14 protein-coding genes and 1 pseudogene are annotated in these 13250 nt (G+C 32.1%); 1 reads left to right on the top strand and 14 read right to left on the bottom strand.

Annotation, left to right across the window (positions count from 1 at the left end):
- From PYW37_RS13180 to PYW37_RS13220, 9 genes and pseudogenes are all read right to left on the bottom strand, one after another.
- Positions 1 to 369, bottom strand: a complete 369-nt coding sequence (locus PYW37_RS13180) for a plasmid mobilization protein (protein ID WP_025017243.1) — start codon at positions 367 to 369, stop codon at positions 1 to 3.
- Between the two features lie 556 nt (positions 370 to 925).
- Positions 926 to 1516 carry a recombinase family protein gene (locus PYW37_RS13185; RefSeq protein WP_002395662.1) on the bottom strand — a complete coding sequence of 197 codons (591 nt, stop codon included), beginning with the start codon at positions 1514 to 1516 and terminating at the stop codon, positions 926 to 928.
- A gap of 262 nt (positions 1517 to 1778) precedes the next feature.
- Complete coding sequence (locus PYW37_RS13190; RefSeq protein WP_025017242.1) at positions 1779 to 2231, bottom strand: HIT family protein; 453 nt, start codon at positions 2229 to 2231, stop codon at positions 1779 to 1781.
- Between the two features lie 171 nt (positions 2232 to 2402).
- Entirely contained in the window at positions 2403 to 2705 is a 303-nt protein-coding gene (locus PYW37_RS13195; protein WP_025017241.1) for a hypothetical protein, read from the bottom strand.
- 4 nt (positions 2706 to 2709) lie between these two features.
- Positions 2710 to 3477, bottom strand: a complete 768-nt coding sequence (locus PYW37_RS13200) for a ParA family protein (RefSeq protein ID WP_010783638.1) — start codon at positions 3475 to 3477, stop codon at positions 2710 to 2712.
- Between the two features lie 82 nt (positions 3478 to 3559).
- On the bottom strand, positions 3560 to 4882 hold the full coding sequence (locus PYW37_RS13205; protein ID WP_059232552.1) for a RepB family plasmid replication initiator protein: 1323 nt from the start codon (positions 4880 to 4882) through the stop codon (positions 3560 to 3562).
- A gap of 1040 nt (positions 4883 to 5922) precedes the next feature.
- Positions 5923 to 6246 (bottom strand): cytochrome B, encoded by a 324-nt coding sequence (locus PYW37_RS13210; protein WP_155589879.1) that lies wholly within the window; start codon positions 6244 to 6246, stop codon positions 5923 to 5925.
- 127 nt (positions 6247 to 6373) lie between these two features.
- Positions 6374 to 6914, bottom strand: a pseudogene (locus PYW37_RS13215) (site-specific integrase).
- 28 nt (positions 6915 to 6942) lie between these two features.
- The gene (locus PYW37_RS13220) at positions 6943 to 7239 is read right to left on the bottom strand and encodes a DUF4298 domain-containing protein (protein WP_003331352.1); all 297 of its coding nucleotides are present in this window, start codon (positions 7237 to 7239) and stop codon (positions 6943 to 6945) included.
- A gap of 777 nt (positions 7240 to 8016) precedes the next feature.
- Here PYW37_RS13220 and PYW37_RS13225 point away from each other — a divergent pair.
- The gene (locus PYW37_RS13225; RefSeq protein WP_153951050.1) at positions 8017 to 8541 is read left to right on the top strand and encodes a GNAT family N-acetyltransferase; all 525 of its coding nucleotides are present in this window, start codon (positions 8017 to 8019) and stop codon (positions 8539 to 8541) included.
- Positions 8542 to 8898: 357 nt separating this feature from the next.
- On the opposite strand, the gene PYW37_RS13230 is transcribed toward PYW37_RS13225, so the two are convergent.
- From PYW37_RS13230 to PYW37_RS13250, 5 genes are all read right to left on the bottom strand, one after another.
- Entirely contained in the window at positions 8899 to 9171 is a 273-nt protein-coding gene (locus tag PYW37_RS13230) for a hypothetical protein (RefSeq protein ID WP_017371122.1), read from the bottom strand.
- Between the two features lie 16 nt (positions 9172 to 9187).
- The gene (locus PYW37_RS13235; RefSeq protein WP_236699332.1) at positions 9188 to 9826 is read right to left on the bottom strand and encodes a restriction endonuclease subunit S; all 639 of its coding nucleotides are present in this window, start codon (positions 9824 to 9826) and stop codon (positions 9188 to 9190) included.
- Complete coding sequence (locus tag PYW37_RS13240; protein ID WP_025017239.1) at positions 9802 to 10398, bottom strand: DUF536 domain-containing protein; 597 nt, start codon at positions 10396 to 10398, stop codon at positions 9802 to 9804. The genes PYW37_RS13235 and PYW37_RS13240 overlap by 25 nt, the downstream gene beginning before the upstream one ends.
- Positions 10395 to 11573 carry a RepB family plasmid replication initiator protein gene (locus PYW37_RS13245; protein WP_044009582.1) on the bottom strand — a complete coding sequence of 393 codons (1179 nt, stop codon included), beginning with the start codon at positions 11571 to 11573 and terminating at the stop codon, positions 10395 to 10397. Before PYW37_RS13245 ends, PYW37_RS13240 begins: the two co-directional genes overlap by 4 nt.
- A gap of 1030 nt (positions 11574 to 12603) precedes the next feature.
- Entirely contained in the window at positions 12604 to 12927 is a 324-nt protein-coding gene (locus tag PYW37_RS13250) for a cytochrome B (protein ID WP_080671896.1), read from the bottom strand.
- Between the last annotated feature and the right edge of the window lie 323 nt (positions 12928 to 13250).

Consider the following 13250-nt stretch of genomic DNA (forward strand, 5'->3'; position numbering starts at 1 on the left):
CTAGCCCTCCGAAATATAATGAACCACTTTTTGAATTTTTTCTTCCAAATTTTCTAATTGCTTTTGATAATCAGACATCAATTCTTTTGTCTGATTATTTTTATTTTCGTTTAAATGTTTAGCAATTTGATTGATATTATTTCCGATACGTTTTAGTTCAGATTTTGTCGCAGAAATTTCAGAAATAATATTTTTATATTCTGAAAAATCAATAGAAAAAATCTCTTTATTGCAACAAGCTCGCCTTGCAAAAATAGAAAAATTAGTGATACCAGTTTTTCTCATCATAAATTTAATTCTTTCGTCTTCTTTTTCATTTACACGAAATTTTTTCTGTATACTTCTCTCACGATTTTCAATTATTTTCATCTTGTCAACCTCACAAATATCTGTAAACTCTAAAAGCTCAAAATAGGGGGTTAGTGTCTTTAGTGAACTTAGCAAGTGTGTACACACTTACAGTAAAAATAATTCATCTTTCACTCACAAAACCTAAAATTTCCAATTTTATTTTTGTTCGTTTCAGACGAATATTTTTATTTTTGGTGGTGTCCCCCAATCCCCCTTTTTGAAAAAAATTAGAGCTTAATTTCAAATTCTTTTAAGACATCTTCGTATAAATCTTTGACTTCGCAATAGAACCCTTTTTACCGTAAGTGTATATCCACTTACTAAGCTCGCTATAATACTTTATAACGTTTTTATTTACATGAGCAAAGCGAGTTTTTCCAACACGTTCAATCTGAAAGATTGGCATTTTATACCATGATTTTTCATGGTATGTAAGTGCGCCCTTAGGAAAATAATTTGAATATATTTCAGATTTTCAATCTGACTGCTCCTGTCATCGAGCAGACCAATGAAGCCTAACCAAAAGACTTGCCAACACAAACCGTTGACAAGCCTTTTGGTTAGGGATATTTTTTTATTTTCTTTTAATACCATACTTTGTTAAATATCGTTTTAGTGTACTGACTGGAATTTTAGTATGATGTTCAATTTCTTTTAAAGTATATTCTTTTGATTGATATAGATTAAACGCTCTTTGTAGTAAAGGGTCGTCTTTTTGAAAGGTACTTTTTCTTCCAGTAAATCGTCCTTTTTTCTTTGCTAACTCAATCCCTTGTGCCTGCCTTTCCTTAATTCTTTTCCGTTCGCTTTCCGCTTGATATTTGTATAATTCAACGACTAAATTATTAATTAATCGTCTCAAATTTTCGTCTTCAATCCCATTCATTGAGGGCAAGTTTAAGACTTCCAGCGTAGCTCCTTTTTGTTGAATGGCATTCATAATCTCTGTAAGGTCTTTATTGTTCCGCCCTAAACGGTCTAACTCCGTTACAATGACAATATCCCCCTCACGCAGATAGTCCAGCATGGCTTGTAATTGAGGACGTTCGGTGGATTGTCCGCTTGCTTTATCTGAAAAGACCTTAGAAACGCTCTGTAACGCTTCTAATTGTCTATCTAGGTTTTGTTCTTTGCTACTCACTCGTGCATAACCAATTTTACTCATAAATCACACTCCCTATTTTGGCAAACTCTAATGAGCCTTTACAAATCTTATTATATCAGAAAAACAAAAAAGCCCACTAGAGTGTACTCTAATGAGCTTAAAATAAATATTTCATGGCTTATCTTTTTTGCTTGAACTAAAAGTTTATTTTTTCTATAAAGTATTCCATAAACTCCAAATGCCCTATGGTATCTATCCATACTCATATTCCCCTTTTACTTTATGTAATTGTAGTTAGGTATGTTACCTGATTAAATAACTATTAGGAATAATGTTTGTTTAAATAATCTAGAATGCTATTGCGTATTTCATCGTGCTGTTTAGGATTATAAGCCGTTTCCTTTTTTTGCCAGTTAGAACTATCATACAACCACACAGGCATACGTCTTCGTTCTTCTTTTTCCCATTTAAAACGTGGAAAAACATGAGCATGTAAATAGTTATCAGTATTTCCTAAAATGTCATAATTCACTCTGATAGGATTGCAACTATGTATAATAGCATCTCCCAAAATACTCATGTCAGAAAGAAACTGTTCACGTTCCTCTAAAGGTAAGTCATTTAAAGAATTCACTTCTCTTTTTGGTAATAAAACACAATATCCGGGTAAAAACTGTACATCTCCAAAAACAGCATACCCACCTTTTAATTCTTTTATCAACATTGGATTAGTTCCATTTTTTGAAGATAAAATTCGGTTCTCGTACCATTCCATACAACCACTCCTTTTCTACTTGAATAATGATTATTATAGCAAAATATCCAATAAGCTTATTGAATAGATAAATAATTGTTTAGTTATTGTTTTTAAAAATCACTTTAATAACAACGAATGTTATATCACCTGCTCTTTCCTATAATTATAGTTACAATTAAAGTTATAACTTTAATTAAAGTAGTCTTTATTCTTCTTGAAATGCTCTACTAAGGCTTCTCTTATAACAGCCTTTGCTCCGCCTTGAAGTTTGCCTTTCTTTTTTCCTGCTATTTTGATTGCTTCTTTGAGTGCTGGTTCCATTGCTACTGAATAAATCACTTGTTCATATTCAGCTTGTTGTTTCTCAATTTCTTTTTCGTACTCTTCCCATTTTTTGTTTTTTGAACTTTCTTGTAAAAAACTTTTTGGTTGAGTTAGTCCATCTATTTTTTTTGATACTTCTACTGCTTTTTTAAATTCTGGTTTTGCCATATTCTTAATACCCCAATTCTTCTACTAGATTTTGATAATATTCTTGTGCTTTTAAATATCTTTTATCATTGACTAACGCCAAAGGTAATTCATAGATAGATACGGCTTCTGAAAAGGCAATTAAGTTAGGTATATATGTTTTTGTCATATTTATATGGTGACTATCTGCTACTTCTTGTAAGTTTTCTAGCATGAATTTATGCGTTTTGGTATTCATCTGTGTTTTTGTTGGTACAATATGGCGAACAGTTACTTGTTTATCATCTGTAATTTTCAACGTGGTTTCAGCATTTTTAACAGCATAAGTTTCTGGTGTTGCGACAACAACTAAATCATCAACTATTTCTACGATATTTTCCAAAATAATATCTACTGCTGGCGCCATATCAAAAATGATATAATCATACTCTTTTCTGATAGGGTTAATGAAGTTTTTTAAGTGCTTGTTTCGTATTTTAGGGTCTTCTGATGAAGTTAGAATAATGAAGTCTGATAATGATTGATTGCTAGGTATTACATCTAAAAAATCATTGATTTTAATAAAATATTGAGAGGCTTCGCTTGCTGTCCAGTTGCTACTTAGATAAGCACCTAGTGTTGTTTGTAAATCGTCTGAATCCACGCCAAAAGTTAAACTGGTATGACCTTGAGGGTCTCCGTCAATCAGTAAGACTTTTTTCTTTTGTAACGATAAAACCCCTGCTACATTTGTGGCTGTTGTCGTTTTCGCAACCCCACCTTTATTATTGTAAAACGCTATAATCTTTGCCATAGGTTGACCTCCTTCGTTTATCTAATAACAACTATACCATGTTATAACTTTAATTACAATTATAACTACAACTATAGTCTAATCATTCGCCACGTAACTTTTTAATAATTTCTTCTTTCAAACGTATTAATTCTTCTTTTTCACTTTCAGTCGTTGTATTCTGATATGCTGGTAAAAAGTCTTTCGCTACTTCTTCAAGCGTTCTAGGTTTAGGCTTTTTATAATTAGCTCGTTCTGGTTGTTCAAGGTCTTGTAATTTTACAGTTGGCAGGTATTGTTCAATTGCTTTTTTGAGATACTTAGCTATATTGCGTTTTGAATAGGCTTCTTGTTTAGATCTCACATAAGAGAGGTGGTCTTTGACCCCATTCAACCCTCGTAAGGCTTTCAGCTCGTCATAGAGAGGGTACACGTGCGCCTGCAATCCTGCCATAAGTGACGTATCGGTCATTTCATAAGGACTTAATAGCATATTATCCAACAAAAGTTTCGTGTATTTACTTTTTAATGCTTTCCCTGCTAAAAGTTCTTCTGCTTGTTCTTTATTTGCTTTATCCTGCAAATAAATAGGGTCTTGTTCTTCCAACTTGTAGAAGTCATTTCGTGCGACTGGTTTCTTCGTGATATGAAAGACAATAGAATCAATCGAACGTCCTATTTTAATCTTGTCATAAGACACATTAAAAGAGGTATATTTGTTAATTTCTTCTATTGGTTTTTTTAGCACCCATTTGTCAAAATTTCTAAAGTCTTTATACTCATTAACGGTATCAGACATTATCCTCAATTCTTTAACCAATATTGAGGGATTGCGGTAGCTTTCCACTTGTTCGGCTCGCCGTCCTCCCTTATTGCTGTAATGCTCGTATTGGTTATAATTCATAGACAACCATTTATAAAGAATAATGCTGTACTTACTATTTAAGTCTACAAGGTCAGACAAAGCATATTGCGTGAATTTTTCTTTCAGCTCAATCAAATAAGGCATAATTTCACGATGAAATTCTATTTTTACTTCGTCATTGTAGCTATTCCATTCTACAAAAGGGATAGGAACAATACTTTTCATGTTATAACCTTTTCCTTTAACTTCTTTAATCTGAAAAAAAGCTTGCTTTTGCATTTTTTCAATGGCTTCTTTAAAGCGACTATGCTTGTCGTTGTCAGATACTTTAAAAAAAGCAAATAGTTCAGTCTTTGATAATAAAATCGTATGGTCTTTGGGTGGATTGTCCGTATCAATACAAGATACGGCTAATTCAAAAATTTTTAAAGGAACTTTATCCATTTTGGCAACGGATGTGATGAGGTCGTTATGTTCCACGATTTTTCGTTTTTCGATTTCTTTCAAGGGATAAACCACCTTTTTCTCGTTTAATTCATTGTTATTTGGTATAATAGACATAGTAATTGCTCCTTTGTGAGTGATTTTGGTTAAGCATGAAGAAATGCTCTGCAAAAAGTTTTTTCTTCATGTTTTTATTATATCAAAACAAGTGTAGCATTTCAAATGTTTTCTACACCTATACACAGTTTTTTCTACACCTATACACAGTTTTTTCTACACCTATACACAGTTTTTTCTACACCTATAAACTCGAATTACCTTGAAAACACTGACTTTTTTTCCACGCAAAAGAACAAAAGATTAAAATATATATGATAAATATATAATAGGCTTCGCCTATTTTTTATTTTTTTCAAAAATGTAAAACCAAAGGTCAAAGTCATCAAAAAAGGAGTGAGCGAAAACCACGCTCACATTTTACTTGCAGCGTTCACTTCGTTCACTCGCTAAAAGAAAAGATCAAAACCACTTTTAGGAATTTATTGGATTCCCTCTAATTGCTCATATAAGCTGTTTTAACTGTTTGATTAGCTAAATACACATATCATGCAATCAAGCGTCTTACAGACGGTCAGGGCAAGCCCTAAACAACCCTTAAATGGAAAACCGATACTTTGTTTAACTTGTTTTTTACAAGTTATAACAAACTATTCAATTCAAAATCAATTTAAACCCACTTAAAAGCTCGTTTAAGCATTCTTAATGCTCCCTTTGAACCAAATAGACAGTTTCGAATTAAAGTCGCTTAAATCGAGTTTTAGAGCGTTTTAAAATAGAATGATGAAAAACTAAAGAGTTTCAAACGCTGGTCGGCTTGTTTCGTTAAAAAAGAGTGCAATGCGCACTTACACATCACTCTAAAAACGAGTGATGTAATGGCTAAAAATCGTGTATTAGAAGTTGCTTATCGCAACAACAAAATTTCATGATAGTAGCATCTCTTAAATGAGAATGAGTGAGTCTTTGTTTAAATTTGTGATACATTTTTCTGATCCATCAAGAACTTCCTCAAAGATAAAATGCCTCAGCGCTCATTCCTCAATCGCCCTTTGTCATTGATTTTGTAATAAGCATTGCGCCCTATTCGGTTACAATCCTCACAACAAAATAGAAAATATAAACCCATAAATACTGCAAGCTATCACATTGTAATACAAATCACTTCGTTCTTGTATTACAATGTTGCTTGAAAAGGGGGAAGTTTCACTTTCCCCTTTTATCCCCTTTGGATTGTGTCGATTTGCTTTACGCAAACGCCACCTACCCATTTTATAAAAATAAAATGGGCAAAAGATCTTTCTTTTTGTCATACAAAAAGAAGAAAAAAAGAGACGATTTTCTTCTTCCGAAAACGTCCCTCTTTTTCCTAAAACCATGGATGAACGAACAAAAAATCTCTCGTATTTTGTTTGTTCATCCACTAAAAATATGCGAACAGTATGGCTTCATTCAATCCTGTTCTTACAAGTCAAAAGCATCGAATCGTCCAAGGACGATTCAACAAAAAAAGTAGTCGTTTTTGGACGACTACTAAGTTCTAAACATTCATTACCCAAAATCAATTTGGTCTAACATCGTTTCTCGACTAGCTTGATCTAATCCAAGATACGTTAAGGTCATGGATTCACTTGAATGGTTTAATAAATGCATAACTAAGCCAATAATAGTTTGACTGGGTATAGACCCGATAAGCGCCTGTTTTACGCATGGTATGCGTTCCTAGATAGTTAATTCCTAAAAGATCACCAACTCGTGCCATAATCTTATAAAACTGTTTCTCGGTAATAGGACGATCAGGACGAGAAGTTGAAGGAAATAACCACTCTGAATTCATGTTTTGTTGGATTAGCCATGCATGATAAAGCATTAAATCTTGTTGGACAGGTTTTAAATATAACGTATTTCCCTTACCTGTTTTTTGATCATGAATAAATGCAGTTTGTTTGACTGTTCCATCAAGATTAAAGACATCTGTTTTCTTTAATTTCATGACATCACTTACTCTTAACAAGGTCGCTTTCCCAACTTGGAAAATTGTATAGTTGCGACGACCAGCACGAAAACTATCAAGTAGTGTATCCTGCACCATTTTTAAGATATTTGAATCTTTGATATTTTTAAAAATTTTTGTACATTTTTGAAGTTAGGTCAAGTAATACTCCAAGAAGTTCATTATGATCACTAATCATATCAAATAATTGGTCTTCTGTTAAAACACCACATTTTACTGGGATTTTTTCAATTTCCATATATTCAAACCATTTTTCACTACCATAAAAATTTCTTAATTCAATATAGTTATTGTAAATTGAGTTAAATTTTTCAACACTATCAATTAAATTAGTTAAGACTGGCATAAAAGTGTCATATTTGTTTTCCATTTGTTGAATCAGCTCTATATCTTTGTTATCCATTTGAGAATCCTCTCTTTTTTAGCAATTATCTCAAAAAGCAATTTTTAATGCAATCATTAGTATTTAATAAAGACCCGAATTGCTAGTTGATTATTTATATTAGGATTAATTGCTACAATCATTTCGATACAGAAAAGAAAAAATGTAAGGATACAGTCACTATTATGGCAATTCCCTCTATTAATTATTTCTGTATTCAGTATTTTTTATGGGCAAGATATTTTTAGTAAAATATGGGAATGCTTATTAGTAATAGCCTTGATTGTAAGTATATATAATGAGTTACGAAGAATAAAAAAATAGACTATATTTTTCAAACTAGAAAGACAAAAAGCACCTTTTGAAAGGCGCTTTTCTAATTCAACCTTTTTCATAAATAATAAGTTCAGTACACTCCCCTTGTTTTAAATAGATTTTTGTTTTAACGCAATTTGAAGTCCAGTTGAAACTCGTGCATATCCGATATTCATTTTTTTCCTTCATTTTAATTTATTGTATCATAACTTAGAAATGTGTATATAAATGAACAAAGAATAAATTACGGGTTTATGAACAATAAAAGTAAATGATTTTAATAATCTTAATAAGAAAAGAAGAGTGTTCAGAAAATGACCATTTTCTGAACACAATATAAAAAAAGAAAAACAATTATTAACGCTTTTCTTTTTTATGTCTAATTATTTGATAATAGTCCATACGTTTGTTACTCTAAAAACTAGACTTAACGTCAATCATTAGTGTAAGATTTTATTATTATTAAAATACCAGGAGATAAACATGAGGAATAATGTTGAGAAGAAAAAAATAAAAAAACAAAACGTGATGCAGAAATATGATTTGATAACTAAAGAACCTATTTTTCAAAAATTTAAAACAAATAACAAACAACTTTATAAACAAAATATTGATTTAAGAAATGCTGTTTTGAGAAAACCACTAAAAAAGTTAATTACATCAGATGAAATGATGGTTGAGCAAAACAATCAGTTTTACGGTATTACGATTAATGATACTTTAGTCGCAACATTTTCAAGTTATCCAAAAGATTCTGATATGGTTCGATTAGTATCCTTTGCTGTTGATGCTCAACATCAACAACAGGGACTGGGATCGCGTTTGTTAAGCTGGGCAATTGATGATTTTCGTAAGCAAGGATATTATCGAGTGAGCTTGTCAGCACGGGCTTCGGCTCACAATTTTTATTTGAAACAAGGATTTAAAGATACTAGAGAACCACAAATAAATCACTATCTGAATGTAGTAGACTTTGAAATGCAGTATATTATTCCAACACGGAACTAAAATGTGAGGACATAAATTTTAACTAATTAAAGCAAATCTACCAATATTGTTAAAAGTGATTTAATTAGTTAGTTCTATTCACGGATAATCTACATGGTTCTGTTGCAAAGTTTTCCAAAAAATCTATTTTAGTTCAAATTGAAGAAAAAATACAGATAGCTGAGATAGATAAGTTATCTTAAAACTACAAATTCTGTTATATTTCAAAAAGAAAAGCATTTATATAAATGCTTTATTTTTTATAAATTTGTAAAAAACAGCCCCTATAATTATATATTTTAAGTATAAGGGCTGTTTTTGCTTAATTTCTTAGGGGTTATTATCTAATTATAGACCCTATATCGAGTTAAAATTATTTCAATGTCCAATTTTTTTATATTTTATCTTTTGGATCACATAGAAGATACTTCCAATAATGAGGGATAGTATTATCCATCCGAGTAATATTGTAATTAAAAAGATAAAAATAGCGAGTGCTCGATTGTCCAAATCTAAAAAACTCGATTTAAGGTCTTGAAAAGTACTTTGATTAAAAATTACTTTTATTAGTACATTTAGAGTCATAATCCCTAATAGAAAAAAACTCGTTTGTTTAATACATCTAGTAAAATTTGGTTGTTCTTGTTTCATAAGAAATCTCCCTTGCTTATACAAACATTTTTTGTAGAAATCCTTTTTTCTGCTCTTTGAGAAGATCTAGCTTACACTGATGAAGAGCGATAGTGTTATCCAGCTGCTTGAAAAATGAACCGATTTTATTCTGTTCTTCAAGTTTAGGAGTTAGAAAATTCATCATAGAAAAGTCTTTTCCTGTAATTTGATTGATAGTGGCTCCCAAACTTTTATGAACTTCTTTTTGAAAATTATTAGTACTCAATAATGCATTAATATAATCCCCATTTTCTCCTCGAAAAGCGGACATAAATGCTCCGATTACCGTATGAGGCATTTCTTTGGTAACAATAGCGTGTTTCCCAATTAGAGATCTACTTCCATTTCGTACAACTACAATAACATCACCAACTTTTACATTATTTGAATTGACGACATCAGGATTGACATAGACATTGTCAGCATCAATAAGTTGATCGTTTTTTACATTCGATGACCGTAAAACGAATGTGCCTTTATCTTGTACATCAGTTGGACTATATGTTAATCCGGAATAGCTATAAGTTACATCGGTTAACTTACGCTCTTCCCAATCATCCGTAAATCCCGGAAACCTTAATTCTGGAACTTTCTTTTTAACTGAATCATCTATTTTCGCCATAGTCCCCACCATTTTCTTGGTTTTTCTTGTTCTTCTATCCTTTTTTGATCTTTGATTTGTTCCTGCAAATTTTCCAACTTCTCTTTAAGAGCGTTCACTTCATCTTTATATTGATTGTCTAAGTGTTTGCATTCTGTTTCCTCTGGGGGCATTTTAAGGGCTTTTAAGTCATTGATTTCTGCTTTGTATTCTTCCAGTAATTTTTTATCTTGTAAGGCTAAACGCTGTTGCTGGTCTAACAAATTTTGCATTTGTGAGATTTGAGTGTCTTTATTTTCTAGTTGCTTATCTTTAACAGATAATTGCTGTTCCTTTTTATCTAATTGTTCTTCTAAAAAACATATTAATTTAGTCTGTGCAGTATCATTTTGCAGTGTTTTTGCAGTCTGTGCAGTATCGTTTTGCAGTGTTTTTTTTAGTAAAGAGTACCCTGCGTTATTAATTACTAAGGTATTATTACCTTTAATTTTTATTGTTTGAACAAACTTTTCTCTAAAATCTTTATCTATTTTATTTCTTATCGTCTGTTTTGATACGCCTAACTCGTCCGCAAGTTCTTTTATGGTTTTTAAATTCTCACTCATGATAAGTCCTGCCTTTTAACCGTTGGTAGGTATTGTTCAATTGCTTTTTTGAGATACTTAGCTATATTGCGTTTTGAATAGGCTTCTTGTTTAGCTCTCACATAAGAGAGGTGGTCTTTGACCCCATTCAACCCTCGTAAGGCTTTCAGCTCGTCATAGAGAGGGTACACGTGCGCCTGCAATCCTGCCATAAGTGACGTATCGGTCATTTCATAAGGACTTAATAGCATATTATCCAACAAAAGTTTCGTGTATTTACTTTTTAATGCTTTCCCTGCTAAAAGTTCTTCTGCTTGTTCTTTATTTGCTTTATCCTGCAAATAAATAGGGTCTTGTTCTTCCAGTTTGTAGAAGTCATTTCGTGCGACTGGTTTCTTCGTGATATGAAAGACAATAGAATCAATTGAACGCCCTTTTTTGATTTTGTCATAGGTCACATTAAAAGACGTATGGGCGTTAATTTCTTCAATTCCTTTTTTTAACACTCTATTTTCAAAATGGGGGAAATGTTTGTGTTCATTTACTGTATCCGTGATAGTGCGTAATTCTTTGACTGTGATTGAGGGGTTGCGGTAGGCTTCCACTTGTTCGGCTCTCCGTCCCCCTTTAAAGCTATAATGCTCGTATTGGTTATAGTTCATGGATAACCATTTATAAAGAATAATGCTGTACTTACTGTTTAATTCTACAAGGTCAGATAAAGCGTATTGCGTGAAAGATTGTTTTAAGTCAATCAAATATGGCATAATCGCTTGGTCAAAACGAATCATGACTTTATCGTCATAGTCCGTCCATGCTACTTCTGGTATTGGCAAAATTCTTCTAAACTTGAACCCTTTGTCTTTTTCTTCTCTGATTTCAAAAAAAGCTTGTTCTTGCACTTTTGCTATCGCTTCTTTAAAACGATGATGTTTGTTGCTATCGTCCACCTTAAAAAAAGCAAAGAGTTCAGCTTTTGAAAGATAAATGGTATTGTTCTTTGGTGGATTATCCGTATCAATACAAGACACTGCCAACTCAAAAATCTTTAAGGGCGTTTTATCCATTTTAGCAACGCTGGTAATCAGGTCGTTATGTTCAACAATTTTTCGTTTCTCAATTTCTTTCAAAGAACACACTGTCCTTTCATTGTCTTGATAGTTGTTATAAGGGTATTTTTTTGCTATACTATTCATGATAAATACGCTCCTCTGCGTGTTTTGGCTAAGCATGAAGAAATTCCCTCAGAAAGAATTTTTCTTCATGCTTTTATTATATCACAAACAGTACATTTTGTGATATAATTGTACTGTATACATAGTTTTTTGTGACTGTATACATAGTTTTTTGTGACTGTATACATAGTTTTTTGTGACTGTTTAATTTCTGTAACTAGCGGAAACACTGACTTTTTTTCACGCAAAAGAAATAAAAGATTAAAATATATAAGATAAAATAAATATAGGCTTCGCCTTTTTTTTTATTTTTTTCAAAAATGTAAAAATAAAGGTCAAAGTCATCAAAAAAGGAGTGAGCGAAAACCACGCTCACATTTTACTTGCAGCGTTCACTTCGTTCACTCGCTAAAAGAAAAGATCAAAACCACTTTTAGGAATTTATTGGATTCCCTCTAATTGCTCATATAAGCTGTTTTAACTGTTTGATTAGCTAAATACTCATATCATGCAATCAAGCGTCTTACAGACGGTCAGGGCAAGCCCTAACAACCCTTAAATGAAAAACCGATACTTTGTTTAACTTGTTTTTTACAACTTACAACAAGCTATTCGACTCAAAATCAATTTAAACCCACTTAAAAGCTCGTTTAAGCATTCTTAATGCTCCCTTTGAACAAATAGACAGTCTCGAATTAAAGTCGCTTAAATCGAGTTTTAGACCGTTTTAAAATAGAATGATGAAAAACTAAAAAGTTTCAAACGCTGGTCGGCTTGTTTCGTTAAAAAAGAGTGCAATGCGCACTTACACATCACTCTAAAAACGAGTGATGTAATGGCTAAAAAACGTGTATCAGAAGTTGCTTATCGCAACAACAAAATTTCATGATAGTAGCGTCTCTTAAATAAGTGAGTCTTTGTTTCAATTTGTGATACATTTTTCTGATCCATCAAGAACTTCCTCAAAGATAAAATGCCTCAGCGCTCATTAGTCAATTGCCCTTTGTCATTGATTTTGTAATAAGTATTGCGCCCTATTCAGTTACAATTATTATAACAAAATAGCAAATATAAACCCATAAATACTGCAAGCTATCACATTGTAATACAAAGCACTTCGTTCTTGTATTACAATGTGGCTTGAAAAGGGGGAAGTTTCACTTTCCCCTTTTATCCCCTTTGGATTGTGTCGATTTGCTTTACGCAAACGCCACCTACCCATTTTATAAAAATAAAATGGGCAAAAGATCTTTCTTTTTGTCATACAAAAAGAAGAAAAAAAGAGACGATTTTCTTCTTCCGAAATCGTCCCTCTTTTTTCTAAAACCATGGATGAACAAACAAAATACGAGAGATTTTTTGTTCGTTCATCCACTAAAAAGAACTCCCTAACGGTCGTGGCTACTTTGTTTAGTCTAAACGCTTTAAATAGTCCTACAAGCTCATAGTTTGCATTCTAAGCGATTTTAAACGTGAGTTAGTAATAATTATCATGGATAAAAGAAAAAGCCCTTAAATAGGCTTGTATGTAATTGACTAAAACGTACAATTTCAGCTTTTAAATATGACCCTTATTTATGACCTGCTCTAACCTCACTATTCATCAGCATGCTAAAAATAGGTCAAAACTGTTAAGTTATGAACTGTTCCGTTCCGTTCCGTTCGATTGTTTCGGCATATAAATCACTGTCATTTTTT

Origin of the sequence: Lactococcus lactis (genome assembly GCF_029023865.1) — a bacterium.
In the GTDB taxonomy this organism is placed as follows: Bacteria; Bacillota; Bacilli; order Lactobacillales; family Streptococcaceae; genus Lactococcus; species Lactococcus lactis.

What these genes read in the sequence shown, in the direction of transcription:
- PYW37_RS13180 (WP_025017243.1), bottom strand. Translation starts at nt 369, where the DNA reads ATGAAAATAATTGAAAATCGTGAGAGAAGTATACAGAAAAAATTTCGT.
- PYW37_RS13185 (WP_002395662.1), bottom strand. Translation starts at nt 1,516, where the DNA reads ATGAGTAAAATTGGTTATGCACGAGTGAGTAGCAAAGAACAAAACCTA.
- PYW37_RS13190 (WP_025017242.1), bottom strand. Translation starts at nt 2,231, where the DNA reads ATGGAATGGTACGAGAACCGAATTTTATCTTCAAAAAATGGAACTAAT.
- PYW37_RS13195 (WP_025017241.1), bottom strand. Translation starts at nt 2,705, where the DNA reads ATGGCAAAACCAGAATTTAAAAAAGCAGTAGAAGTATCAAAAAAAATA.
- PYW37_RS13200 (WP_010783638.1), bottom strand. Translation starts at nt 3,477, where the DNA reads ATGGCAAAGATTATAGCGTTTTACAATAATAAAGGTGGGGTTGCGAAA.
- PYW37_RS13205 (WP_059232552.1), bottom strand. Translation starts at nt 4,882, where the DNA reads ATGTCTATTATACCAAATAACAATGAATTAAACGAGAAAAAGGTGGTT.
- PYW37_RS13220 (WP_003331352.1), bottom strand. Translation starts at nt 7,239, where the DNA reads ATGGATAACAAAGATATAGAGCTGATTCAACAAATGGAAAACAAATAT.
- PYW37_RS13225 (WP_153951050.1), top strand. Translation starts at nt 8,017, where the DNA reads ATGAGGAATAATGTTGAGAAGAAAAAAATAAAAAAACAAAACGTGATG.
- PYW37_RS13230 (WP_017371122.1), bottom strand. Translation starts at nt 9,171, where the DNA reads ATGAAACAAGAACAACCAAATTTTACTAGATGTATTAAACAAACGAGT.
- PYW37_RS13235 (WP_236699332.1), bottom strand. Translation starts at nt 9,826, where the DNA reads ATGGTGGGGACTATGGCGAAAATAGATGATTCAGTTAAAAAGAAAGTT.
- PYW37_RS13240 (WP_025017239.1), bottom strand. Translation starts at nt 10,398, where the DNA reads ATGAGTGAGAATTTAAAAACCATAAAAGAACTTGCGGACGAGTTAGGC.
- PYW37_RS13245 (WP_044009582.1), bottom strand. Translation starts at nt 11,573, where the DNA reads ATGAATAGTATAGCAAAAAAATACCCTTATAACAACTATCAAGACAAT.